Genomic DNA, 25,695 nt, shown 5'->3' with positions numbered 1-25,695 from the left:
ATGTACCGGATCGTTCTTGGGAAAGTTTCTGTTTTAAGCGCTGGCACACTGCCTGCCGCACTGCGTGAGCAGGCCCCGCAAGGCGCTCGTCGTGCGCGCTGGCTGGCAGGTCGCGTACTGCTTTCCCATACTCTTTCGCCATTACCGGACATCATCTACAGCGAGCAAGGAAAACCGGCCTTTTCCGCCGACACACCGCTGTGGTTCAATCTCAGCCACAGCGGTGATGATATTGCCCTGCTGCTCAGCGACGAAGGGGAAGTCGGCTGTGATATTGAAGTCGTTCGCCCGCGCGATAACTGGCAGACGCTGGCAAATACGGTGTTCAGTCTCAGGGAACATGCCGAAGTTGAGGCCGAACACCCGGAGCAACAGCTGGCGGCGTTCTGGCGCATCTGGACGCGTAAAGAAGCTATCGTGAAACAGCGTGGCGGCAGCGCCTGGCAAATTGTCAGCGTCGACAGCACCGCGCTAACCTCCTCACTCTCAGTCAGCCAGTGCCAGCTCGATACCCTGAGCCTGGCGGTGTGTACCCCCACGCCGTTTACTCTGACCGCCGACGCCGTGCAGCGTCTGGAAGCCTTAGCGTAAATTTTCCGGGAAGTTTTCCGGCAATTCACTCGCCGCACAGGCAATAACGCTGTCATTATTCGCCCCACAGTCACGCACGAAGGTGATGGTCGCAAACTCGTCAATCACCTCAGTTGGATATGCCGGACCCGCATCGCGATATGACATCATCAGCGGAATATGGTCATTCTGGAAACAGACCGTTTTTTGCGGATTGTTAATCACCCAGCGTGGGAAAAAGATGGTGCCGTGAAAGAGTTTGTCGCCCAGATTTACGATCAGGCTGACGTCGGTCCCGGTCGGTTCGGTCCATGAAATTTTATAAACACTCTCGCCAACCCGCACAATGTACGCCCGCTGATCTTTCACCCAACGATTCCCCACAATGCCGCTGTGAATACGGTAATCCAGAGTGGTGTCGTTTTTCACGTAGATCTCGTAATTCCAGCCATTATCGTAGGTATAGACCAGATGTTTGCCGACAAAGCCGCTCAAATCATGTTTATCAAAAGTGCTCATATTCGTTCTCCTCTTACTTGATGCGAGGATCTTACCGCTTCAAAAATTGGATGAATAACGCTATGTTTACATCATATTCATTCAATTTTTAGATGAGTTATGCACAAGACAACGCTGGAGCAATGGGCCCTACTGGAGAAAGTGGTGGAGCTGGGCAGCTTTGCTAAAGCTGCGGAAGAGACCAACCGTAGCCAGTCTTCGGTGAGCTATAATCTGGCGATACTGCAGGAGCGGCTTGGCGTGACGCTGCTGACGCCGGAAGGTCGCAGGGCGGTATTAACCCCTGCGGGGGAGCTACTGCTGGGCCAGGTCAAACCGTTACTGAAGGCCTTTTTATGGGTGGAAACCCGGGCAGCAACGTTGCAAAACGGCACGCGAACGCGGCTGGATTTCATGGTAGATAGCATCTTCCCACGCAAACGCCTGTTCGCGATCCTCAAGCAGTTTCAGCAGGCGTGGCCGCAGACGCAGGTACGTTTGACCGAAGTGCTGGAGAATGCTGACGATCGACTGGCAGCGCATGCCGATGCGGACGTGATGGTCCTGACCCGACGCCAGGATATCACCGGCCGCGGCGAATGGCTGATGAATATTGACTTCGTGGCCGTTGCCCACCGCGATCACCCGCTCTGCATGCTGGATGCGCCGCTGGATGAAGACGCGTTACGCGCGTGGCCGCTGATTCGCATTGCCGATCGCGACAACCCGCAGCAAGCGGTGCGCGATGCCTGGACCTTCTCGACCATTGATGCCGCGATTGAGGCGGTGATGCATCAGGTCGGTTATGGCTGGTTGCCTGAGGAGCGAATTCAGCAGCAGCTTGAGCAGGGGCTATTACGACTGCTGCCGTTAAGCCATGGCGCTCGCCGTGCCACCCCGCTGCATCTGATCGTCAAAGACACGCTCGCGCCGCTGGATGAACAGGTAACAACCCTGCTGCGTTTATTGCGAGAACATTAACCTTTTCCCCGGATGCCGGACGTGTGTTACAAAATACGCTATTCCCCTTACTCCCTGTGCGCCCACGCGCCACATGAAAGGTTAATTGCAGATGCAACGAGTCACCATTACCCTCGATGACGATTTACTGGAAACGCTCGACAGCCTGAGCCAGCGCCGTGGCTATAACAACCGTTCCGAAGCGATCCGCGATATTCTGCGCGGCGCACTGGCGCAGGAAACCACCCAGGAGCACGGCACTCAGGGATTCGCAGTGCTCTCGTATGTTTATGAGCATGAGAAGCGTGACCTGGCGAGCCGTATAGTTTCCACCCAACATCACCACCACGATTTATCAGTCGCCACGCTGCACGTGCACATCAACCATGACGACTGTCTGGAAATCGCTGTGCTAAAAGGTGACATGGGCGATGTGCAGCATTTTGCCGATGACGTGATTTCCCAGCGCGGCGTGCGCCACGGTCATCTGCAGTGCCTGCCGAAAGAAGAGTAATTGCTTGTTTTGTTGCCCGGCCTACATTCGTTCCCGTTTGTAGGCCGGGTAAGGCGCAGCCGCCTTCCGGCAATAATATTTACGCCATCGTGCCAATCGTCTTTCTGAAACGCAGCAGCGCTATCACGAAGAACGTACTGCCAATCGCCAGCAGCGTCAGGAACTGCGGCCAGACAATATTAAATCCTGCGCCGCGGTAAAGAATCGCCTGCGCAAGGCTAACAAAATGGGTAGTCGGCATCGTCAGCATAATGTCCTGCACCGCCTGCGGCATGCTTTCACGCGGTGTAGAGCCGCCGGAGAGCATCTGTAACGGCAGCAGTACCAGAATCATCAGCAGCCCCAGTTGTGGCATGGAGCGCGCCAGCGTGCCCATAAAAATGCCGATTGACGTGGTGGCGAACAGGCTCAGCGCCACTCCCAGCATAAACAGCGGTATCGAGCCTTCAATCGGTACGCCAAGCACACCTTTTACCATCAGCATCAGCGACAGACCGGAAACCACCAGCACCACCAGCCCCATCGACCAGATTTTTGCCATCATGATTTCAAACGGCGTCACCGGCATCACCAGCAGGTGCTCAATGGTCCCGTGCTCACGCTCGCGAATCAGCGCCGACCCGGTAAGCACAATCGCCAGCATGGTGATGTTGTTGATAATCGCCATCACCGCGCCAAAGCGGGCGGGTTCCAGATTAGGGTTAAAGCGCATACGCATTTCCAACGCCACCGGCAGCTCGCTGTTATCGCGGTAACGCGACACAAAGCTGTTCACCTCGCCACTGATGATATTCTGGATATAGCTGTTGCCGGTAAAGGCCTGGCTCATCCGCGTGGCATCGACGTTAACCTGAATATCCGGCTGCCGCCCGGCCAGTACATCGCGCTGAAAATCAGGCGGAATGTTCACAGCGAAGGTATAGCGCCCGGCATCCAGCCCGGCATCCATCTCATCGGCAGTAATCATCTCCGGCGGTAAAAACCACGGACGATAAAAACTGTTCACAATGCGATTCGACAACTGCGACTGGTCCATATCGGCAATGGCAATCGGCGCCAGGTGCAGCGACCCTGGCAGAACGGTCGCAGAAGAGTAAACCGAGACCGTGAAGGCGAAGACGATCAGCGTCAGCATCGCTTTGTCACCCAGCAGGCTGCGTAACTCTTTGATGCCGAGGTTATAAATATTCCGTAATCGGCGCATCACCCCTCCTGTTTTTTCAGCAGTAATACGCTCAGACCAATGACCACTGGAATGGCTACCGCCAGCGGAATAAACAGCGGCCAGAGATCGGTCAGATCCAGCGCTTTAGAGAACGTCCCGCGCGCGATGGTCAGAAAATGGCTGGTCGGGTAAATTTCGCCAATCCACCGTCCCGGCCCTTCCAGCGAGGCGACCGGGTCGATCATCCCGGAAAACTGCGTCGCCGGGATCAGCGTAATAATCGCCGTACCAAAAATGGCGGCGATCTGACTTTTCATAAACGTGGAAATTAACAATCCCAGCCCGGTGGCAATGGTGACGTACAGCAGCGCGGCCAGCGTCAGGGTCACAAAACTCCCCTTATGCGGGACGCCGAATACAAACACCGACAGCGCGCACAGCAGCAGGAAGTTCAGCATGCCCAGCACGATGTAAGGCAACTGTTTGCCGAGTAAAAACTCGCTGCGGGTAGTGGGCGTCACGTACAGGTTGATTATCGACCCCAGCTCTTTCTCACGCACCACGCTCAGAGCGCTGAGCATGGAGGGGATCATCATCAACAGCAGCGGGATCACCGCCGGAACAATCGCTGGCAGGCTTTTCACATCCGGGTTGTAACGATAGCGAGTTTCAATGGTCATCAATCCGTTTTGCCCGCTGGTATTTGGCTGACGCGCCATCACATCCTGCAGCCAGGTCTGGTGCATCGCCTGCACGTAGCCTCTGACCGTTTCCGCACGGCTCGGCATTGCGCCATCGACCCAGACGCCAATCTTCACCGGCATTCCACGCGCGATATCGCGGCCAAAATTTGGCGGGATCTCTATGGCTACCGCGACTTCGCCCGAGCGCATCCGTTTGTCCAGCTCGTCATAACTGGTGAGCGGCGGCTGCTCGATAAAATAGCGCGATCCCGCCAGATTCAGCGTCCACGCCTGGCTGCTGACTGTCTGGTCACGATCGAGCACCGAAAAACGCAGGTTTTCCACATCCATGCTGATGCCGTAGCCCATGATCAGCATCAGGATCACCGTGCCCATCAGCGCCAGCGTTGAACGTACCGGGTCACGTCGCAGCTCCAGCGCTTCGCGGCGGCTGTAGCTGAACAAGCGCCGCAGGCTAAATCCCTGGTGCGGCGGTTGACTGTTTTCATGCACTGCCGGGACATTGGCTGGCGGTAACTGAGCCTCCGGCGCCGGACCTGCCGCTTCCTGTAACCAGGAGATAAACGCTTCTTCCAGACTGGCGGCACCACGCTGTTTCACCAGCTCCTGCGGCGTACCGCTGGCCAGGACTTTTCCGGCGTGCATCAGCGACATGCGGTCGCAGCGCTCCGCCTCGTTCATAAAATGGGTGGAGATAAAAATGGTCACTTTATCCTGACGCGACAGATCGACCATCAGTTGCCAGAACATGTCTCTCGCCACCGGATCGACCCCGGAGGTTGGTTCATCGAGAATGAGCATCTCCGGGCGATGGATCACCGCCACCGCCAGCGACAGGCGTTGACGGATCCCCAACGGCAGCGCGCCGGGCAACGCGTCTTCGACATCGGTCAGCGAAAAGCGCTCACTCATCTCTTGTACCCGCCCCGGGATTTCTGCTTCGGGGATATGGAACAACCGCGCGTGTAGCTCGAGGTTTTGCCGTACGGTCAGCTCGCTGTAGAGCGAAAACGCCTGCGACATATAGCCTACCCGGCGACGGGTATCGATATTCTTCGGGTCAACCGCTTGCCCAAACAGCCACGCCTCACCTTCACTTGCGGGTAGCAGCCCGGTGAGCATTTTCATGGTAGTGGATTTACCGCAGCCGTTGGAGCCGAGAAAACCGAAGATTTCCCCGCGCGGAATACGAAAGTTAACGTGGTCAACGGCCACGAACTTGCCGAAGCGCATGGTCAGATCTTTCGCCTCGATGGCAATATCTTCCTGCTCAGCGTGATACGGCGGGATCACCACTGGCTTATGCGCCTGGCGCTGAGCTTCGGGTAACAGCGCGATAAACGCCTGCTCCAGCGTGTCGGAGTTGGTTTTTTCGCGTAGCTGCTGCGCGCTCCCGGTGGCCAGCACCTCCCCGGCGTTCATCGCCACCAGCCAGTCAAAGCGCTCGGCTTCTTCCATGTAGGCGGTCGCAACCAGCACGCTCATGTTGGTCTGCCGTTGGCGAATGCTGTTAATCAGATCCCAGAACTGGGCGCGGGACAGCGGGTCTACCCCGGTGGTAGGTTCATCGAGAATTAACAGTTCCGGGTCATGGATCAACGCGCAGCACAGCCCCAGCTTTTGCTTCATCCCACCCGAGAGTTTCCCGGCCGGACGATCGCGAAACGGCGCCAGTCCGGTGCTGTTCAGCAGCTCGGTAATCCGCGCTTCGCGCTCCGCTTTGTCATGGCCAAACAGCCGGGCAAAGAAATCGACGTTCTCATACACCGACAGCGTGTGGTACAGGTTTTTCCCCAACCCCTGCGGCATCCAGGCAATGCGCGGGCAGACATCCCGGCGATGTTTCGGGTCGCGCATATCGCCGCCCAGCACCATCACGTTACCGTGTTCAATGACTCGCGCGCCGGAGATGAGCGACAGCAGGCTTGATTTTCCGACGCCATCCGGGCCAATCAGCCCCACCATACAGCGGGCGGGGATATCCAGCGTGATATTGTTCAGCGCTACCGTTTTCCCGTAATGCTGACTCACGCCGTCAAGGTGCGCCACGGGAGGAACAGGAACCAGCGCCAGATGCGTCATTGCGGCAACCTCACCATCAGGTCGTCAGGCCAGGCTCGATTTTCATCGATACGCACCCACGCCATGCCCGGCAGACCGGTTTTCACGTACTCGAGATGCTGCTGCAACAGCTCTGGCGGGATACGCGCTTTAACGCGGAACATCAGCTTCAGCCGCTCATCGCTGGTTTCGACCGTTTTCGGTGTGAACTGCGCGACGCTTGCCACAAAGCTGATGGTCGCCGGAACACGCAGATCCGGTGCGGCATCCAGCACCAGGCGCGCTTCGCCGCCAATCTTCAGTAAGCCAGCCTGTTCGGTAGGCAAGAAGAACGTCATGTAGACATCGCTGAGATCGACCATATTCAGGACGCGCCCACCCGCAGAAAGCACCTCACCCGGCTCAGCAACGCGGTACTGCACGCGACCATCGCGCGGGGCTTTCAGCTCGCTGTCATCAATATCAGCCGCAATACGACGTTCGGTGGCCTGCGCGGCTTCTACGCGGGTTTGCGCCTGAATGATGCTGGTGCGAGCGGCTTCAATTGCGGCTTTTGCCGCTGAGACCTGCGCCTTTGCGGATTCCAGCGCCGCACGTGCGCTTTCTGCCGCGGCCCGATCGTCATCCAGTTGTTGCTCAGACACGGCCCCACGCTGGGATAGCGAACGGGAACGCACGTGGCGTTTAGAAACCGACTGCAGCTCCGCCTCGCGCTGTTTTACTACCGACTGCGCGGCGCGCATTTCACTTTGCCGCTGTTCCAGCAGCGCTCGCGCCGCCGCCACCGCGCTTTCGGCCTCTTTGATTTGCGCGATCGCTTCCAGCCGCTGCTCCTGCAGCACGCGAGTATCCATTTTCGCCAACACCTCGCCCTGACGAACGAACTGCCCTTCCGACACAAGGATCGTGTCAATTCGCCCGGCAATCTTGGTAGCAATATCCACTTCGGTGGCTTCAATTCTGCCGTTGCTGGCTGCGAACCCCTCCGGTATTCCGGCAGGACGGAGCATCCACCATGCTATCGCGGCCACCACGACCAGGATGCCCGCCCCCCACCACATCACATGACGCTTAAACTTATCCATATTCGACCCGCCGTAATCCCTGTTATCAAACGATGCGTGTCACAAAGCCCACTGAACAGCTATTCAGCGGGAGATTCCATCCGGGATGAGAAGGAATAAGAAACCATGGCCAGAGAGCGGGCAGGCGCTAAGGCAACCTGCGCCGCGCAGGAAGTGAATGACGAAAATGCTGTGAAATCGGGTAGTAATGTTGTCATCATCAGCGTTCCTGGCCGGAAATGAAACACGCATACTCATAACTGCTATCTATTGAATACTAACACCTGGATTCAATATGTCTATTCGGTTGTAGTTTCCACTTCAGCCCTATCGCGCTCTGGCACAGGGAATATTTCGTATATCAACGATTGATAAACATTCACAACTATAAACATAATCAATAATTAGACATCGCTATAATAGTGGCTCATTTACCGATCTCGTTATGGCGAGGCTCCTGTACAAATACAAGTTACCGCCCTGCTGGTATCGAGAGAGGCCACTCAGGGAAATACAGGCATCCATCGAATCAAGGTGTTGCCAAGGTAACTTCTGACGATTTCACCATCGGGCAGATACGTTGTTCAGTGCTAAAACCAGGACGTAGGGATCCGCCTGCGCTAACCCTGTCTTGTTCGCCCCTATGAGAGATTTTTATAGGGAATTACACCATGTCATCTATGCCACTCTGCGCCGCCCATCATCCTATGCCGGATTTCAATGGCGATGCTATCGCGCAATATATGCGCACCGATTTTATTACCCTGCCGGATCATCTCAGCGTGAACGGCGCTCGTGAATACTTTGTCTCCCAGCTCACAACGGATGATATTCCAGGCCAGGTCTTTGTTGTGGCTGGAAAAGCGCTGCGCGGAGTGTTATCCATCAAGCGCTTATTGCAGGAAAAAGATACATCGTTGAGCATCAACCATCTTACGGACAGTTGTTTGTTTCATGTAAAGCCTGATGATGAACGGGCACAGGTCGTTGCCAAGTTAACCGAACGCGAACTCGATCTGGTGGCTGTCGTTGAGAAAGGTGAGCTGGTCGGTTGTCTGATGGAAAAAGAGATCGCTCATCTACAGGAAGATGATGTTACCGAAGATGTTCAGCTTCAGGGGGCAACGTTGCCGCTGGAAAAACCCTACCTGGAGATTAGCCCGTGGACATTGTGGAAAAAACGTTCTGTCTGGCTCCTGCTGCTTTTTGTCGCAGAAGCCTATACCAGCAGCGTTCTTCAACATTTTGAAGAGGCGCTGGAATCTGCTATTGCACTGGCCTTTTTTATTCCACTATTAATTGGTACTGGCGGCAACAGCGGTACGCAGATCACCTCAACGCTGGTACGTTCAATGGCGCTCGGAGAAGTACGGCTGCGCGATATGGGTCGGGTGATCCGCAAAGAAGTTTCAACTTCGCTGCTGATCGCCCTGACGCTGGGTCTGGCAGGCTGCTTGCGCGCGTGGATGATGGGTATCGGAGTGGAAATCACGCTAATCGTTAGCCTGACGCTGGTTTGCATTACGTTGTGGAGCGCCGTGGTGTCATCAGTGATCCCCATGGTGCTCAAGCGTATCGGCATTGATCCCGCCGTGGTTTCGGCCCCGTTTATCGCCACGCTTATCGACGGTACCGGGTTGATTATCTACTTTAAAATCGCCCAGTATTTTCTTGGTCTGAACTAATGATAACGCCCGGCAGCCCAGGTTGTCGGGCACCACGGTCAGGCAGGTGTCAAATCCTGCGCGCATGCCCAGGCGCTCGACCACGCCCACTGGAAGTTATAGCCGCCCAGCCAGCCGGTGACGTCCATGACTTCGCCGATAAAGTAGAGTCCCGGCACTTTGCGCGCTTCCATCGTGCGCGATGACAGCTCGTTGGTATCGACGCCGCCCAACGTGACTTCAGCGGTACGATACCCTTCCGTACCGTTCGGCTGCACCCGCCACTCGGTCAGCGTCTCAACCAGCATTTGCTGATCGCGTACATTAAGCTGCTTCAGCGAGACATCGGGGATTTGCCCTAACTGCTGTAAACATTCCACCAGACGCTTTGGCAACTGCATTGCCAGGGTGTTCTTTAAGCTTTGATTAGGATGTGCGCTACGTTGGTCATCGAGGAAGCTCGCGAGGTCAACATCCGGCAACAAATTAATGCTGACAAATTCACCTGGCTGCCAAAAACTGGAAATTTGCAGCACGGCCGGACCAGAAAGCCCGCGGTGCGTAAAGAGGAGGTTTTCACGAAATACGGTGCCGTCCTCGGCGGTGATAACGGAAGAAACGGATACGCCAGAGAGCACCTGAAGCTGCTCCAGTAGCGGCTTATGTAAGGTGAAAGGCACCAGACCTGCGCGCGTAGGCAAAACGTTCAGGCCGAACTGTTCCGCAATTTTATAACCAAACGGCGTCGCGCCCAGACCCGGCATAGAGAGACCACCGGAGGCAATAACCAGCTTTTTCGTGCCGACACTCATCCCATTCAATTCCAGGATAAAATCGTCACCATCTCGCTCAACGCTCAGGATTTCGCTACGTAACCGCATAGTTACGTTACCTTTTTCACACTCATCCACCAGCATATCGACAATTTGCTGGGCGGAATCATCGCAGAAAAGCTGGCCTAGCGTTTTTTCATGCCAGGCAATACCGTGCTTACCCACCAGATCGATAAAATCCCACTGTGTATAACGCGCCAGCGCCGATTTGCAAAAATGCGGGTTTTGGCTCAAATACGCAGCCGGCTCGACATAAAGATTGGTAAAGTTGCAGCGGCCCCCGCCAGACATGAGAATCTTGCGCCCGGGCTTTTTACCATTATCAATTAGCAGTACGCGACTACCTGCTTGTCCTGCCTGCGCGGCACAAAACATACCCGCTGCGCCAGCGCCTATAATAACGGTATCAAACCTTTCCACGTTGCGATCCTCTCTAAAAAGCGGGAGTGAATTGTAAAGATTCCTCAGTGGTCGCACCAGCACCAAACTACCGATAAAGGGTATTTATCTGAAATATATAGGATAATTCTTTAGTGGTGTAAAACAAAGCAGGAGACAAATCAAAAAAACTCTATATTTCACTTTGCCCGCGCCGCCAAAGTCACTGATAATGCGCCGCGTTCATGTCCTCAAAATGGCGTAACGTCCTATGCTACATTTGTTTGCTGGCCTGGATTTACATACCGGGCTTTTACTATTGCTTGCTCTGGCTTTCGTGCTGTTCTACGAAGCAATTAATGGCTTCCATGATACAGCCAATGCTGTCGCAACTGTGATCTATACCCGTGCAATGCGTTCGCAATTGGCGGTGGTCATGGCTGCGGTGTTCAACTTCTTTGGTGTTTTGCTGGGTGGTCTCAGCGTGGCGTATGCCATCGTGCATATGTTACCAACGGATCTGCTGCTTAATATGGGATCGTCACATGGCCTCGCCATGGTGTTCTCCATGTTGCTGGCGGCAATTATCTGGAACCTGGGTACCTGGTACTTTGGTCTGCCTGCATCCAGCTCCCACACGCTGATTGGCGCCATTATCGGTATTGGTTTAACCAATGCGCTGATGAACGGCACCTCGGTGGTGGATGCACTTAACATCCCGAAAGTTATCGGTATTTTTGCCTCGCTTATCATCTCACCTATTGTCGGTCTGGTGGTTGCAGGTGGTCTTATTTTCATTCTGCGTCGCTACTGGAGCGGTACGAAAAAACGTGCCCGTATCCACCTGACGCCGGCAGAACGTGAAAAGAAAGACGGAAAGAAAAAGCCGCCGTTCTGGACGCGTATTGCACTGATCCTCTCCGCTATCGGCGTGGCGTTCTCTCACGGCGCGAACGATGGTCAGAAAGGCATTGGTCTGGTGATGCTAGTGCTGATTGGCGTAGCGCCAGCAGGTTTCGTGGTGAATATGAATGCTTCCGGTTACGAAATTACCCGTACCCGCGATGCAATCAATAACGTCGAAGTCTTCTTCCAGCAGCGCCCTGACCTGCTTAAACAGGCCACAGGCGTAGACCAGCTGATTCCGTCCCCGACGGACGCGGCACCAGCGACGCCGACCGAGTTCCATTGCCACCCGGCGAATACCATCAACGCGCTGGAACGTGCGAAAGGTATGCTGGCGAATCTGGAAACCTACGACAAGTTAAGCGTGGAACAGCGTGGTCAGTTGCGCCGTATTATGCTGTGCATCTCTGATACCACCGATAAAGTGGTTAAGCTGCCTGGCGTAAGCGCTGACGATCAGCGTCTGCTGAAGAAACTGAAATCTGACATGCTGAGCACCATTGAGTACGCGCCTATCTGGATCATTATGGCCGTCGCACTGGCGCTGGGTATTGGTACGATGATTGGCTGGCGTCGCGTGGCAACCACCATCGGTGAGAAAATCGGTAAGAAAGGCATGACCTATGCCCAGGGGATGTCGGCGCAGATGACCGCCGCAGTCTCTATCGGTCTTGCCAGCTACACCGGTATGCCCGTTTCCACCACACACGTTCTCTCCTCTTCCGTTGCGGGAACGATGGTTGTTGATGGCGGCGGTTTGCAGCGTAAAACGGTGACCAGCATTCTGATGGCCTGGGTCTTCACCCTGCCAGCAGCAATTCTTCTTTCCGGCGGGCTGTACTGGCTCTCCCTGAAGCTTATCTAAGCGAATGCGCGGTAAAAAAGCGGGTCAGGAAACTGGCCCGCTTTTTTTGTATCTGTCGTTGGAATCAGTGCCAGATAATCAGCGCAACCATGCTGATTAGCACCAGGCCGCATAGCGCGCTGGTGAGAATGAACTGACCGCGAACCCGCTCACAGCGGCGAATAAATTCATCATCATGATGATCGCGGTAACGCTGAGCGTAGATATACCACACCAGACGCATCTGCTTGTTCGGTTGCCCATGCGAGGTAAAAAAGCCCCCTCCATCTACATACTGGTAAAGCAATGGATCGCAACCACGAAGTACTACTAGCAGTGCGCGTAGCGAAGAAAAATAGCGCGCCATATTAACAATGCAAACGACACATAAAGCCCAGAACAATGCAATGGTGCTTATCATACCCCCTCCCCGGCGACCCGCCCACGGAACTCCTTTCCGGGACTACCGCTCCCCGATACCCTGCCAAACCATTCAGTGAAGAGTACTGAAGAAACCGTTCGTATTAGTATCACGCATTCGAACGCCCCTCTAGATAGTGTAGGAGATTAGTTAATTTTTTTGCCAGAAGGTTAATCGCTATCAATGCAATTAACTAAAAAATTTGTTTAACTGCTTGGCAAGCAAGGCGGATTGACGGATTATTCTGGTCGCTATAATGTAAGGATAGTCCTTATATGGTACGTTTTTACGACTGGGCTAGCCCCGCGCACAAGGTTCGCAGGACGCGGATGACGCGGCGGCAGAGAAACGCCAGCAGGCTAGTCATCGACAACTTATGGAAGGAGTAACACTATGGCTTATAAACACATTCTTATCGCGGTTGATCTTTCTCCGGAAAGCAAAGTTCTGGTTGAAAAAGCGGTCTCTATGGCGCGGCCTTACAATGCTAAAGTTTCCCTTATCCACGTTGACGTAAACTATTCCGACCTGTACACCGGCCTTATCGACGTGAATCTGGGCGACATGCAGAAACGCATTTCTGAAGAAACCCACCACGCGTTAACCGAGCTGTCCACCAACGCAGGCTACCCAATCACCGAAACCCTGAGCGGTAGCGGCGACCTGGGTCAGGTTCTGGTTGATGCCATCAAAAAATACGACATGGACCTGGTCGTTTGTGGTCACCACCAGGATTTCTGGAGCAAACTGATGTCCTCCGCGCGCCAACTGATCAACACCGTCCACGTCGACATGTTGATTGTTCCGCTGCGTGACGACGAAGAAGCATAAAATGCTTGCCGCCGGGAAATAGCCCGGCCTGCTGCAAGTAGTTAAGCCTGTAAACGCCCGCTGTGCGGGCGTTTTTGTTTTTATCATTCGGACACAATTAGTACATCAATCCAACAAACAAATCATAATTAGTGTGATCAACTAATTGGATCGAAAACCATCTCTATAATACTCTACTCTCGCGGCTAATAGCCGCAGTCTATAACAAAATAAGACTTTTTCGGCGCGTTTAAGCATACGCGTTCATACTTTTCGGGATGGCTTTGAAAGGCGATGGAATATGAATAAAACTGCACCTACGGGCTTGCTGCAGCAACCTCGTCCGTTCTTCATGATCTTCTTTGTAGAATTATGGGAACGATTTGGCTATTACGGCGTTCAGGGCATCCTGGCGGTATTCTTTGTTAAGCAGCTAGGATTTTCACAGGAACAGGCATTTGTCACCTTTGGTGCCTTTGCTGCGCTGGTCTACGGCCTGATCTCGATCGGCGGCTACGTCGGCGACCACCTGTTAGGCACCAAGCGCACGCTGGTTCTCGGTGCCATTGTGCTGGCAATCGGCTACTTCATGACCGGGATGTCGCTGCTCAAGCCCGATCTGATCTTTATTGCTTTGGGTACCATTGCCGTCGGTAACGGGCTGTTTAAAGCCAACCCGGCAAGCCTGTTGTCAAAATGCTATCCACCAAAAGACGCCCGTCTGGACGGTGCTTTCACCCTGTTTTATATGTCGATTAACATCGGTTCGTTGCTGTCGCTGTCGCTGGCGCCGGTGATTGCCGATAAGTTTGGCTACGCGGTGACCTACAACCTGTGCGGAGCCGGGCTTATCGTCGCGCTGCTGGTCTACTTTGCCTGCCGTGGGATGGTAAAAAATATCGGTTCTGAGCCAGACCATAAGCCGCTGAATTTCCGTAATCTGCTGTACGTGCTGGCCGGTACGGTAGTGATGGTATTTGTCTGCGCCTGGCTGATGCACAACGTGCAGATTGCCAACCTGGTGCTGATCGTCTTGTCGATTGCCGTGACTATCATCTTCTTCCGTCAGGCATTCAAACTGGATAAAACCGGGCGCAACAAGATGTTCGTGGCCTTCATCCTGATGCTGGAAGCGGTTGTGTTCTACGTGCTGTACGCGCAGATGCCGACATCGCTGAACTTCTTTGCTATCAATAACGTGCACCATGAAATTCTCGGTTTCGCCATTAACCCAGTGAGCTTCCAGGCGCTGAACCCGTTCTGGGTGGTGTTGGCAAGTCCGGTATTGGCCGCGATCTATACCCGTCTGGGAAACAAAGGCAAAGACCTGACTATGCCGATGAAATTTACGCTCGGTATGTTCCTGTGCTCGTTGGGCTTCCTGACGGCCGCAGCTGCCGGGATGTGGTTTGCGGATGCGCAGGGGCTGACGTCGCCGTGGTTTATCGTGCTGGTATATCTGTTCCAGAGCCTGGGTGAACTGCTGATTAGTGCCCTGGGACTGGCGATGGTCGCCGCTCTCGTGCCGCAGCACCTGATGGGCTTTATTCTCGGGATGTGGTTCCTGACGCAAGCCGCCGCCTTCCTGATGGGCGGGTATGTCGCCACGTTTACTGCCGTACCGGAGAACATCACCGACCCGCTGCAAACGCTGCCTATTTACACCAACGTCTTCAGCAAGATAGGCCTGGTCACCCTGGCTGTCACGGTGGTGATGGCGATTATGGTGCCCTGGCTGAACCGAATGATTAATACGCCAGATAGCAGTAAATAAGCTTTTTTTAACATTAACCGCGAGGCACATCGCGGTTTTTTTTGCCTTTTAAGTCCTGCATTGTAAGAGCGTATTTTATACAAACAGGTCATCATGAATGGACATGACCATGAACGATATTGCGTTGATTAAGACTTCGGTCTTATCACGCCAACGGAAAGCGCTTCTCACCGAGGATAAGCACCGGGCATTTTCAATCGCTACCCTTTGCGCGCGTTAATCCACTCCTGAACTTCGACCACAAAAGTGTCCGGCGCTTTGCGGTACATTTTGCGCGCCAAATCCAGAATCGTATGCTGACCGAGCGCTTCTTCCATTCGCTGCTGAGCCATATCCATTACCGAGCGCACACCACAAATGCCTTCACAGGCCCACTCCGGCGGATGCTCCTCAAATACCGCCAGCCGCTGGCGAATCTCACGACACTCAAAGATGCGCTTATCGCCATCAATGGCATTCACCACGTCCAGCACCGTAATGTGTTCAGCAGGTTTAGCCAACTGGAAACCGCCGCCCTTTCCCTCAATGCTGCGCACCAGGCCCGCTTTCGACAAACGGGTGAAAATTTTCGCCAGGTAATCGTACGGCACGCTTTGCAGCTCGGCAATTTCCCGCACGCTCATATCCCGCGCGTCGCCCTTGCTGTCGACCATACACATCAGGCTATGAATGCCGTACTCAACCCCAGAACTGTAAAATGCCATTCTCTTATCTCAGCCAAAATGAATCTGAGTTAATTGTAGCTTTTTCGTCTCATTCATTCCAGACAGCAGCACAACCCATATTTATATAAAAACTTTAATCATATATTTATCAAATAGATAATCAAACACCCTACGACATCAGGACAAAAAGGATCCTGATCGCATTGCAATTCTTAACTACGACAAATAAAATCCGAGTAAATTATTCGTAGTCACCAGAGAGAACCCCCCAATGCGTAAACGAATTCTGATCGTGGGCGCCGGCTTTGCCGGTATGTGGGCAGCATTAAGCGCCGCACGACTGGCGGATAAACATCAGCAGGCCATTGATATTACAGTAATTGCACCACAGCCAGAGCTGCGTGTCCGCCCACGCTTTTATGAACGCGCCGTACAAACCCTGGTCGCCCCGCTGCAACCCTTGTTTGACGTTACCGGCGTCAACTTCCTGCAAGGTCACGTCGAGCAGATCATCCCGGACTCTAAAGAGGTGAGCTGGAAAGATGCCAACGGTGAAATTCATCTGCGCCGCTACGACCGCCTGGTACTCGCCAGCGGGAGTCACGTTAACCGCGACGCCGTTGTCGGTGCAGCCGAGCATGCGTTTGACCTCGACCAGCTCGAGAGCGCCACTGCACTGGAGCAGCACATTACAGACCTGGCATTACAGCCGGAAAGTGAGACTCGCAATACGGTGGTGGTCTGTGGCGGCGGCTTTACCGGGATTGAGATGGCGCTGGAATTGCCTGGTCGTCTGCGTGAGATTCTGGGTGCCGATGCTAAGACCAGAGTGGTCGTAGTTGAACGCGGTGCTCAGCCTGCCGGGCGCTGGAGCCAGGAATTACGCGACGTAATAATCGAAGCCTCCACTGAACTGGGCATCGAATGGTTGGTAAATGCAGAAGTAGAAAGCGTGGACGCCGGCGGCGTAACGCTGAAAGATGGGCAGGTTATTGCCTCTCAAACAGTTATCTGGACCGTCGGCGTGCAGGCCAATAACCTGACAGCACAGATTAACGCCCCGCGCGATCGACAGGGCCGCCTGCATGTGAATGCCAATCTGCAGGTCGTGGGTCATGATGATATCTACGCCACTGGCGATGTGGCCTACGCCGCCACCGATGACAAAGGCAACCATGCGTTAATGACCTGCCAGCACGCTATTTTGTTGGGTAAATTTGCCGGTAATAACGCCGCTGCAAGCCTGCTGGGTGTAGAACCTTCACCGTACCGTCAGGAGATGTACGTCACCTGTCTGGATCTCGGCGCGTGGGGCGCGGTGTATACCGAAGGATGGGATCAGCAGGTCAAACTCACTCGCGCAGAAGCGAAGAAACTGAAAGTCTCGATTGTCAGTGAACTGATTTATCCGCCGAAAGCGGAAAGAGCCGTCGCATTTGAGATGGCTGACCCATACGCACCGTTTGTCTAACCTCCAGTAAACATAGTCTTCCTGACGGACAATCACTCTGTCAGGAAGTCGCCAGTGCCATACAACCTCCCCAGCAATGCCCCATCAGTTATATACATGCTTCTTTATCAATTATTCCCCTCAATTTTAATCACGCATAAAGACGCATTAAAAAAGCAAACGCGCAAATAAACGCATTAATGAATCGATTAACAATCGTACACACCACAAATGCGATCCTTTACGCAAAACACAAGAAATATAAGCAACCAACTGAATTAAAAGAATTTAAAATGTATCCTGTGATTAGCATCGCAAAAATCAACGATCTTCGTAGGCAATGCGTTTTTCTGCGCATAGATTATAAACACGCAAAAAACCGCATCAACATGTAAACAATATGCTGCGGGCATCGAATGTCAAATACCCAGGCAGCTGCTGTCAGTCAATCGTGAAAAGTGGGAGAACGTAAATGGATCAAGCAACAAAGTGGTTGGATCTTTCCGGTAAAGTCGTGGTCGTGACGGGTGGCAGTATGGGCCTGGGTGAAAAAATGGTTGAGAATCTCTACGCCAACGGTGCAACCGTGGTTTATGCCGATTTATCACCCAATAAAAACTTCAGCCAGTTCGACGACATCATCTTCATCAAATGCGATGTGACCAAAAAAACAGAAGTTGAGCAGCTCACGGCCTCAGTGGTAAAGAGGTTTGGTCATATAGACGGTTTAGTCAACAATGCGGGTGTCAGCCGTCCACGCCTGTTAGTCGATGTATTTAAGGAAAAACCAGAATATGAACTGAGCGAAGATGATTTCGACTTTATGGTCAACGTTAACCAGAAAGCTGTTTTTCTGGTATCGCAGTCCATTGGGCGCCAGATGGTCGAACAAGAATCCGGCGTCATTATCAATATGACTTCTGAAGCTGGTGTTCAGGGTTCACGCGGGCAGAGCTGCTATTCCGCAACGAAAGCCGCCGTTAACGCCTTCACATTTTCATGGGCGAAAGAGTTGGGCCCCCACAATGTGCGCGTTGTTAGCGTTGAGCCAGCCATCAATGTACCAACGCCAATGAACAGCGAAGCCAATTTCCGGGCGCTGGCTTACACACGAGGAACCGATCCAAATCATGTTCATAAAGACTATAAAGGCATTATTCCTCTTGGTCGTCCGGGGAAACTTGAAGAGATTGCCGACCTGATCTCTTTCCTGGTTTCCGATCATTCTTCTTATATCACCGGGTCCGTAATCAATATTACCGGCGGTAAATCGCATCATTAATCACTCATCAATATAAGAATGGAGCCGACCATGGGGAACAGTCGAATTGCCAATAGCCCTGCGTTAGCAAAAATTAGAAAGTTTGGTGGAGTTATGAGCGGCATGGTTATGCCGAATCTGGGAGCGTTTGTGGGATGGGGTTTAATGGCCGCCATCTTTATCCCTAATGGCTGGTTCCCTAATGAAAAATTAGGTGAAATGGTTGGCCCAATCCTGAATTACCTTTTTCCATTACTGATTGGCTATACCGCAGGATATAACATCCACGGTCAACGTGGAGGGGTCATTGCTGCATTCGCGACAATGGGCGTTATCGTCGGGTCAGAAATCACGATGATCAGTGGGGCGATGGTCATGGGGCCACTCTCTTCCTGGCTGTTGAAGAAATTTGACCAAAAAGTGCAGGACAAAATTAAGCCGGGATTTGAAATGTTCGTCAATAATTTCAGTCTCGGAATTATTGGCCTGATATGCGCTATTTTCGCCTATATGACCGTTGGGCCGGTTATCCGCCTGCTGATTGTCATTATCACGTCAGGGGTAAACTGGTGTACCAGCAATAATTTACTCCCTTTACTGTCAGTGTTTATGGCGCCCGCTCAGGTTCTGTTCCTGAATAATGTGGTTAACCACGGCATTCTCGCACCAATTGGTTTCGCCCAGGTTCCCGAACTGGGTAAATCAATCATGTTCCTGGTAGATACCAATAATGGCCCACTGCTCGGAACATTAATGGCGATAGCCCTGTTTGGACGTGGACGCGCGAAGAAAACAGCACCGATGGCGATGTTTATTGCAGGTATAGCGGGGATCGGTGAAGTCTATTTTCCGTTTGTGCTGGCAAATCCATTACTGGTATTCGCCACAATGGGAGGACTTGCCGTCTCCTTATTCTTACAAGTCATCATGGAAGGCGGGTTGATCGGCGTTGCATCTCCAGGCAGTTTAATCGCTATCGCCATGATGACGCCGAAAAGCGCCATCGTTGCCAATCTGGTGTCCATCAGCGCAGGATTTATCGTGTCATGCGCGCTGGGCTGGTTAATACTTAAAATCAGCCCCGGTTCAGAAGATGATGATGAAAGCCCAGTGACTGTCGGCGGGCGTCAGGTTAAATCTGTGGCTGATTTTGTCCCAGGCTTATCCAATACCAGCGTAAAAAAGGTGCAACGTATATTGGTCGCATGTGATTCCGGGATGGGTTCTAGCGCAATGGGCGCTTCTGTTCTACGTAAACGACTACAAGAAGAAGGGCTCGGCTATATTAAGGTTATTAACGATTCAGCAAACCGAGTGGGTAGAGACTACGATATGGTAATTACTTTATCTGGGCTCCTTGAGCGCGCAAAATTAAGCTGTGAAAACACCGATACTGTGTTTATGACCGTTAATAACTTTATTAAGTTGAGTGATTATGACGAAACAGTTGCGTTTATAAAATCGCATAATCATGAAAACCATGAAGAGGTGCCAGCATGAGTGACATCTTTATCCCCGAGAACATTATTCTTAATGCACATGCCAACGATAAATTTGAAGCTATAACCCTTACTGGAAATATTCTGAAAATGAATGGCTATGTGACAGATAAATACGTTCAGAGAATGAAACTCAGAGAGGAGATTGTTTCAACTTATTTAGGCAATGGTTTAGCAATACCACATGGTACGGATGGTTCAGATTGCGAAATCATTAAGTCAGGCATTTCTTTAGTACAGTTTCCTGACGGTATAGACTTTGGTGATGGAAATACTGCCTATATAACCATAGGTATCGCGGGTAAAGAAGGCGAACATATGGACTTGTTAAATAAAATCGCCTTAATTTGCATTGAAGAAAAGAATGTTCAGGCATTACGAACCGCTAACTCTATAGAATATATTTTACAAGTGCTAAACATCTAAGATATACTCATTATTCTCTGAATAAAATGAGTCATTACGATGAAAGCGGCAAGACAAGATATTATTCTTCAAATACTTGAGAAAGAGAAAAAGATTGTTGTCAGTAAATTAAGTGAGCGTCTTAAGGTTTCTGAGGACACCATAAGACGCGACTTAAATGAGCTTGCGAATCAAGGAGTAATTCATCGTGTTCATAGTGGCGCAATACGCGTCGGGCCTGCCATCACTGAGTTTAATGTCCGGCAGGATCTGAACACCAATGAGAAAGTAAAGCTGGCAAAGAAAGCCGTACATTTAATTAAAGAAAATAGCGTCATTTTAATTGACGGAGGAACAACTAACTACGAACTCATAAAGCTAATACCCAAAGATTTAAAATGCACTGTTGTTTCTAATAACATCCCTATTCTGCATTTATTAAGTGATTACAAGAATGTAGAGGTTATAGGATTAGGGGGCAGGCTTTATAAAAACTCTTTGGTTTTAATTGGTGCTGAAACTATTCGCGAATTAAATGCTATTCGCCCGGATATATACTTTATGGGTGTTGCGCATGTTGACAGTGAAGTCGGTGTAACTATTCCCGATCTGGATGAGTGTTATACCAAACAAAAAATGGCTGAAGTCTCTAATGAAGTTGCCATTCTTGTAACCGAAGAAAAACTTGAGACCAGATCTAATTTCGTGGTGTCCTCACTCAAGGATATAAATCATATATTCACGAGCAAGGATATCTAATAATATGAGGAGTTATAATGAAACGCGTATTAATTATAGGCGCTGGCCGCCTTGGTAAAGGTTTTGTGGGCGAAACATTTGACAATGCTGGCTGGGATATAACATTTCTGGATAAAGACCAAAGAGTTATTGATGAACTGAACCGTGAAAACAAATATACCGTTCAGGTTTTTCGTACTGATGACATCATTTTACACGAGATCACCAACTTTAATGCTTTTTTGACCGATGACAACTATTCTGTCATGAATGACTTTCTTGAGTCGTCTGTCATTATGTGTCCACTTTATCCAGAGGATTTTGCAGAATCCGCTCAGTATCTTGGCAAATGTTTTGAGCATCAATATCATATTGACCCAAACAAAAAAATGTCATTAATTTGCCTGACAAATAAAAATCATATTATTAAAGATATTGAAGGCTGGTACCGTGACGCAATCCCATCTGCTGAAGCGCGTCAATGGTTCGACACCCACGTAGCGATCCGCGACTCAATTGTCAGACGCTCCACCGATGCCAAAACGCACTACGCAACCCAGATAGACAGCACCGCCGTTGCCTCATTGATCATTCAAACTCCTCTTTATAACGACATCAGTGGTGTGGAATGGCTAGAGCCACGCGAACATCTGGAAATGCTTAAAGACATCAAAGTATTTTCCATCAATGGCCCTCACGCTACTACCGCCTGGTATGGACATCTGAAAGGTTACAAAACCATTCCTGATGCCTCAGCCGATCCTCAGGTTTCAGATTTGGCCAATGCGGTACACGATGTCACAATTACTGCGGTAATGACCGAATACCCACAAATCACGCGTGAAGCATTAAAAGATCTGGAGTACTTACCTAAAGCTAAAAACGAACTCCCGGATTCGATTCATCGTGTCGCCTATGATCCTATTCGGAAATTGGCTTATCAGGATCGCTTAATGGGTGTCGTGCAACTTTGTCTTAAACACGACCTCGATTACACCCCCCTCACAAAAGCGATCGCTTGCGGCCTTGCTTATTATGCCGAAGACGATCAAGCCTCTGTCAAACTGCAACAGAAAATGCAACGAATGGGATTGCTGACTACCGCTGCCGAAATCATTGGCTTACCTAAAAATCACCCCGTGACGCTTAATGTTGCACAGCAATATTTAGCGCTGGATGCTGAAAATTTAATTCCAACGACACAGTGTTAATTATGATGCCTGATGCCAATTGCAATGCTCGTTTCATCATAAAAAATGAGCATGGTCTACATGCTCGTCCAGGAGCAAACTTGGTTGCGACATTAAAACCCTTTAAATGTGAAGTTAAGATCGCAAATCTTGCAAGAAGTGATAAATACGTAAATGCAAAGAGTCTAATGGCTCTCATGTCCCTGGGTATAAAAAAAGGCCATGAAGTCAATATCGTATTCCTGGGTGAAGATGCCCAAATTGCATTACAAAAACTTAGCGCCGAAATCGAAAATGGTTTAGGTGAATAAGCTAATATCATTGGCGCTTATTTTTAAATAAGCGCCAACATCCGAAGATTTGGGAGCATTATGATGACCACCACCCATGATCGAGTTAAGTGGAAAGGCTATTCAGGAGTCCCCGCGTAAATATCAAACCGATGCCCTTTCGTAACTACCGCGTTCGGCGTGGCGACATTCGCCAGCGGCGGTGCGTAATCCGGGCGCTTCACTACCACACGTTTAGTGGCTAGCTGACGCGCAGGCTCCAGCAGCCCATCCGCATCCAGGTCCGGCCCCACCAACGACTGAAACACCCGCATCTCTTTTTTCACCAGCGCGCTTTTCTGCTTATGCGGGAACATCGGGTCGAGGTACACCACCTGCGGACGCGGGGTGATATCGGTTAACGCCGCCAGGCTTGAGGCGTGGATCAGTTGTAAACGCTCCTGCAGCCACGGACCGATTTCCGGGTCAGCATACCCTCGCGCCAGGCCATCATCCAACAGCGCCGCCACGACCGGGTTACGTTCCAGCATTCGCACGCGGCAGCCTACTGAGGCCAGCACAAACGCATCGCGCCCCAGCCCTGCAGTCGCATCAACCACATCCGGCAGGTAATCGCCTTTAATGCCAACCGCCTTCGCCACCGCTTCGCCGCGACCACCGCCAAATTTCCGCCGATGAGCCATCGCACCGCCAACGAAATCCACGAAGATACCGCCGAGTTTGGGCTCATCACGTTTGCGCAGTTCCAGATGTTCCGGTGTCATCACCAGCGCCATCAGGTTATCTTCATCGTGCGTAAGATTCCAGCGGGCGGCAAGAACAGATAAGGCGCCGTCTCCGGCGCCTGTTTCATCGACTAAGCAGATTTTCACGTGAATAATCAGCCTTTAATCCCGTAATGCTCCAGCATTGCATCCAGTTGCGGCTCACGGCCACGGAAGCGCTTGAACAGTTCCATCGGCTCTTCAGAACCACCACGGGTGAGAATGTTATCGAGGAACGATTGTCCGGTTTGACGGTTGAAAATCCCTTCATCTTCAAAGCGAGAGAATGCATCCGCCGCCAGCACGTCGGCCCACAGGTAGCTGTAGTAACCCGCCGCATAGCCACCAGCAAAAATATGGCTGAAGGCATGCGGGAAGCGGCCCCACGTTGGGCCCGGCACCACGGCGACCTGCTTTTTAATTTCCGCCAGCGTTTCGAGGATTTTCGCCCCTTGCTGTGGGTTAAACTCCGCATGCAGACGGAAATCAAACAGACCAAACTCCAGTTGACGCAGAATAAACAGCGCCGCCTGGTAATTTTTCGCCGCCAGCATTTTATCCAGCAACTCCTTGGGCAGCGGCTCACCGGTCTCAAAGTGACCAGAGATAAATGCCAGCGCTTCGGGCTCCCAGCACCAGTTTTCCATAAACTGGCTCGGCAGTTCGACCGCATCCCACGGCACGCCGTTGATACCTGAAACACCGGCGGTTTCGATACGGGTCAGCATATGGTGCAGACCGTGGCCGAACTCGTGGAACAGGGTGATCACTTCATCGTGGGTAAACAGCGCGGGTTTGCCGTTCACCGGGCGGTTAAAGTTACAGGTCAGGTAGGCAACAGGCTTTTGCAGCGTACCGTCGGCTTTACGCATCTGGCCGACGCAGTCGTCCATCCACGCCCCGCCACGTTTATGTTCACGGGCATACAGGTCAAGATAGAAACTGCCGCGCAGTTCGTTGTTTTCGTCATACAGTTCGAAGAAACGTACTTCCGGGTGCCAGACGTCAACATCAGTGCGCTCTTTAGCGGTAATGCCGTAAATACGTTTAACCACTTCAAACAGGCCGTTAACGGCTTTGTTTTCCGGGAAGTATGGACGCAGCTGCTCGTCGCTGATGCTATAGAGGTGCTGTTTTTGTTTCTCGCTGTAGTAAGCGATATCCCACGGCTGCAGCTCATCGACACCAAATTCCGCTTTCGCGAAGGCGCGCAGTTGAGCCAGCTCTTTCTCGCCCTGAGGACGGGCACGTTTCGCCAGGTCCGTCAGGAAGTCGAGTACCTGCTGCGGGTTTTCCGCCATTTTGGTGGACAGAGATTTAAAAGCGTAGCTTTCAAAGCCCAGCAGCTGTGCCAGCTCGTGGCGCAGCGCGAGGATCTCTTCCATTATCGGGCTGTTGTCCCATTTACCAGCGTTTGGCCCCTGGTCAGACGCGCGAGTGGAGTAAGCGCGATACATCTCCTCACGCAGCCCCTGGTTATCACAGTAGGTCATCACCGGCAGGTAGCTTGGGATATCCAGCGTTAACAGGTAGCCTTTCTGCTGTTTAGCATCAGCCTGGGCTTTTGCAGCCGCCAGCGCGCTTTCCGGCATGCCGGAGAGTTCCGCTTCATCAGTCACCAGCTTAGTCCAGCCCATCGTGGCATCGAGGACGTTATTGCTGTAGAGATTGCCCAGCTCAGACAGGCGGGTGGCAATCTCACCATAGCGCAGCTGTTTTTCCTTCGGCAGACCAATACCAGAAAGCTCAAAATCGCGCAGCGCGTTATCGACCGCTTTTTTCTGTGCGGTGTTCAGGGTAGCGTAATGATCGCCGTCACGCAGGTCGCGGTACGCTTTGTACAGACCTTCATGTTGCCCAACCCAGGTGCTGTATTCAGACAGCAGCGGCAGCGTTTGTTCGTAGGCTTCGCGCAATTCCGGGCTGTTTTTCACCGAGTTCAGGTGGCTAACCGGAGAGAAAATACGCCCCAGCACATCGTCAACTTCCGCCAACGGCTGGCAAAGATTTTCCCAGGTGTACGGCGCGCCCTGCGCAACCACTCGCTCAACGTTTTCGCGGCAATCGTTCAGCGCCTTAGTCACGGCAGGCACAACGTGCTCAGGCTGAATTTTAGAAAACGGCGGCAGTTCGAAGGGGGTCAGCAATGGATTGGTCATTAGCGCGGTCCTGTTGAAAAGAGTGAATGAAGCGCGTATCCGGCGCTGTGCATATTAATTTGTACAATGGGGTTAAGTGTAGAGGATTTCAATGCCAGGCGTTGCGCT

At 52.0% G+C, this 25,695-nt stretch carries 23 protein-coding genes and 1 riboswitch; of the genes, 14 read left to right on the top strand and 9 right to left on the bottom strand.

Going from position 1 to position 25,695, the window contains the following annotated elements; all coding sequences use genetic code 11:
* Positions 1–591 carry a 4'-phosphopantetheinyl transferase AcpT gene (gene acpT, locus O6D90_RS01275; protein WP_016157681.1) on the top strand — a complete coding sequence of 197 codons (591 nt, stop codon included), beginning with the start codon at positions 1–3 and terminating at the stop codon, positions 589–591.
* Here the strand turns inward: acpT and O6D90_RS01270 are convergent.
* Positions 583–1,089 (bottom strand): phenolic acid decarboxylase, encoded by a 507-nt coding sequence (locus tag O6D90_RS01270; protein WP_016157682.1) that lies wholly within the window; start codon positions 1,087–1,089, stop codon positions 583–585. The two genes, acpT and O6D90_RS01270, sit on opposite strands and share 9 nt — an antisense overlap.
* Before the next feature lie 99 nt (positions 1,090–1,188).
* Here O6D90_RS01270 and O6D90_RS01265 point away from each other — a divergent pair, with 99 nt between their 5' ends.
* The gene (locus tag O6D90_RS01265; protein WP_016157683.1) at positions 1,189–2,049 is read left to right on the top strand and encodes a LysR family transcriptional regulator; all 861 of its coding nucleotides are present in this window, start codon (positions 1,189–1,191) and stop codon (positions 2,047–2,049) included.
* A gap of 91 nt (positions 2,050–2,140) precedes the next feature.
* On the top strand, positions 2,141–2,542 hold the full coding sequence (gene nikR / locus O6D90_RS01255; protein WP_005121550.1) for a nickel-responsive transcriptional regulator NikR: 402 nt from the start codon (positions 2,141–2,143) through the stop codon (positions 2,540–2,542).
* Positions 2,543–2,621: 79 nt separating this feature from the next.
* Here the strand turns inward: nikR and O6D90_RS01250 are convergent, their stop codons facing one another.
* From O6D90_RS01250 to O6D90_RS01240, 3 genes are read right to left on the bottom strand one after another with little or no spacing between them, the layout of a single operon-like run.
* On the bottom strand, positions 2,622–3,746 hold the full coding sequence (locus tag O6D90_RS01250) for an ABC transporter permease (protein ID WP_016157684.1): 1,125 nt from the start codon (positions 3,744–3,746) through the stop codon (positions 2,622–2,624).
* Positions 3,746–6,493 (bottom strand): ribosome-associated ATPase/putative transporter RbbA, encoded by a 2,748-nt coding sequence (rbbA, locus tag O6D90_RS01245; protein ID WP_016157685.1) that lies wholly within the window; start codon positions 6,491–6,493, stop codon positions 3,746–3,748. Before rbbA ends, O6D90_RS01250 begins: the two co-directional genes overlap by 1 nt.
* Positions 6,490–7,557 carry an HlyD family secretion protein gene (locus O6D90_RS01240; RefSeq protein ID WP_016157686.1) on the bottom strand — a complete coding sequence of 356 codons (1,068 nt, stop codon included), beginning with the start codon at positions 7,555–7,557 and terminating at the stop codon, positions 6,490–6,492. Before O6D90_RS01240 ends, rbbA begins: the two co-directional genes overlap by 4 nt.
* Positions 7,558–7,968: 411 nt before the next feature.
* A riboswitch (M-box (ykoK) riboswitch) is annotated at positions 7,969–8,152 on the top strand.
* 55 nt (positions 8,153–8,207) lie between these two features.
* Here O6D90_RS01240 and O6D90_RS01235 point away from each other — a divergent pair.
* Positions 8,208–9,221 (top strand): magnesium transporter, encoded by a 1,014-nt coding sequence (locus O6D90_RS01235; protein WP_016157687.1) that lies wholly within the window; start codon positions 8,208–8,210, stop codon positions 9,219–9,221.
* A gap of 38 nt (positions 9,222–9,259) precedes the next feature.
* Here the strand turns inward: O6D90_RS01235 and O6D90_RS01230 are convergent, their stop codons facing one another.
* Positions 9,260–10,453: an NAD(P)/FAD-dependent oxidoreductase gene (locus O6D90_RS01230; RefSeq protein ID WP_016157688.1), complete on the bottom strand. Its 1,194-nt coding sequence runs from the start codon at positions 10,451–10,453 to the stop codon at positions 9,260–9,262.
* Positions 10,454–10,682: 229 nt separating this feature from the next.
* On the opposite strand from O6D90_RS01230, the gene pitA reads away from it, so the two are divergent.
* Positions 10,683–12,182: an inorganic phosphate transporter PitA gene (pitA, locus tag O6D90_RS01225; protein WP_016154875.1), complete on the top strand. Its 1,500-nt coding sequence runs from the start codon at positions 10,683–10,685 to the stop codon at positions 12,180–12,182.
* A 64-nt stretch (positions 12,183–12,246) separates the two neighbouring features.
* Here pitA and uspB read toward each other — a convergent pair whose 3' ends face one another.
* Positions 12,247–12,582 (bottom strand): universal stress protein UspB, encoded by a 336-nt coding sequence (gene uspB / locus O6D90_RS01220; protein WP_003023371.1) that lies wholly within the window; start codon positions 12,580–12,582, stop codon positions 12,247–12,249.
* A 393-nt stretch (positions 12,583–12,975) separates the two neighbouring features.
* Between uspB and uspA the strand changes: the two genes are divergently transcribed.
* Positions 12,976–13,413: a universal stress protein UspA gene (uspA, locus tag O6D90_RS01215; protein ID WP_003023368.1), complete on the top strand. Its 438-nt coding sequence runs from the start codon at positions 12,976–12,978 to the stop codon at positions 13,411–13,413.
* A gap of 280 nt (positions 13,414–13,693) precedes the next feature.
* Positions 13,694–15,166, top strand: coding sequence for a dipeptide/tripeptide permease DtpB (gene dtpB / locus O6D90_RS01210; RefSeq protein ID WP_016157689.1), 1,473 nt, complete (start codon positions 13,694–13,696; stop codon positions 15,164–15,166).
* A 200-nt stretch (positions 15,167–15,366) separates the two neighbouring features.
* On the opposite strand, the gene O6D90_RS01205 is transcribed toward dtpB, so the two are convergent.
* Complete coding sequence (locus O6D90_RS01205; protein WP_016154877.1) at positions 15,367–15,870, bottom strand: RrF2 family transcriptional regulator; 504 nt, start codon at positions 15,868–15,870, stop codon at positions 15,367–15,369.
* Positions 15,871–16,102: 232 nt separating this feature from the next.
* Between O6D90_RS01205 and O6D90_RS01200 the strand changes: the two genes are divergently transcribed.
* From O6D90_RS01200 to O6D90_RS01170, 7 genes are all read left to right on the top strand, one after another.
* Positions 16,103–17,302 carry an NAD(P)/FAD-dependent oxidoreductase gene (locus tag O6D90_RS01200; protein ID WP_016157690.1) on the top strand — a complete coding sequence of 400 codons (1,200 nt, stop codon included), beginning with the start codon at positions 16,103–16,105 and terminating at the stop codon, positions 17,300–17,302.
* A gap of 451 nt (positions 17,303–17,753) precedes the next feature.
* Positions 17,754–18,563, top strand: coding sequence for a sorbitol-6-phosphate dehydrogenase subunit (locus O6D90_RS01195; RefSeq protein WP_016157691.1), 810 nt, complete (start codon positions 17,754–17,756; stop codon positions 18,561–18,563).
* Positions 18,564–18,593: 30 nt separating this feature from the next.
* Positions 18,594–20,042: a PTS mannitol transporter subunit IICB gene (locus O6D90_RS01190; protein WP_016157692.1), complete on the top strand. Its 1,449-nt coding sequence runs from the start codon at positions 18,594–18,596 to the stop codon at positions 20,040–20,042.
* The gene (locus tag O6D90_RS01185; RefSeq protein ID WP_016157693.1) at positions 20,039–20,467 is read left to right on the top strand and encodes a PTS sugar transporter subunit IIA; all 429 of its coding nucleotides are present in this window, start codon (positions 20,039–20,041) and stop codon (positions 20,465–20,467) included. The genes O6D90_RS01190 and O6D90_RS01185 overlap by 4 nt, the downstream gene beginning before the upstream one ends.
* A gap of 39 nt (positions 20,468–20,506) precedes the next feature.
* Positions 20,507–21,205, top strand: a complete 699-nt coding sequence (locus tag O6D90_RS01180; RefSeq protein ID WP_016157694.1) for a DeoR/GlpR family DNA-binding transcription regulator — start codon at positions 20,507–20,509, stop codon at positions 21,203–21,205.
* 17 nt (positions 21,206–21,222) lie between these two features.
* The gene (locus O6D90_RS01175; protein WP_016157695.1) at positions 21,223–22,395 is read left to right on the top strand and encodes a hypothetical protein; all 1,173 of its coding nucleotides are present in this window, start codon (positions 21,223–21,225) and stop codon (positions 22,393–22,395) included.
* Positions 22,396–22,397: 2 nt separating this feature from the next.
* Positions 22,398–22,685 carry an HPr family phosphocarrier protein gene (locus O6D90_RS01170; protein ID WP_029139725.1) on the top strand — a complete coding sequence of 96 codons (288 nt, stop codon included), beginning with the start codon at positions 22,398–22,400 and terminating at the stop codon, positions 22,683–22,685.
* Positions 22,686–22,783: 98 nt separating this feature from the next.
* Here O6D90_RS01170 and rsmJ read toward each other — a convergent pair whose 3' ends face one another.
* Together rsmJ and prlC are read right to left on the bottom strand one after the other, a co-directional pair.
* Positions 22,784–23,536 (bottom strand): 16S rRNA (guanine(1516)-N(2))-methyltransferase RsmJ, encoded by a 753-nt coding sequence (rsmJ, locus tag O6D90_RS01165; protein WP_016157697.1) that lies wholly within the window; start codon positions 23,534–23,536, stop codon positions 22,784–22,786.
* Between the two features lie 8 nt (positions 23,537–23,544).
* Complete coding sequence (prlC, locus tag O6D90_RS01160) at positions 23,545–25,587, bottom strand: oligopeptidase A (RefSeq protein WP_016157698.1); 2,043 nt, start codon at positions 25,585–25,587, stop codon at positions 23,545–23,547.
* Positions 25,588–25,695 lie beyond the last annotated feature (108 nt).

Origin of the sequence: Citrobacter sp. 21OH12SH02A-Citro (genome assembly GCF_027919895.1) — a bacterium.
Taxonomy (GTDB): domain Bacteria; phylum Pseudomonadota; class Gammaproteobacteria; order Enterobacterales; family Enterobacteriaceae; genus Citrobacter; species Citrobacter braakii.
Note: the sequence above shows the minus strand (reverse complement) of the source record. Positions and strands in the feature narration are given on the sequence as shown.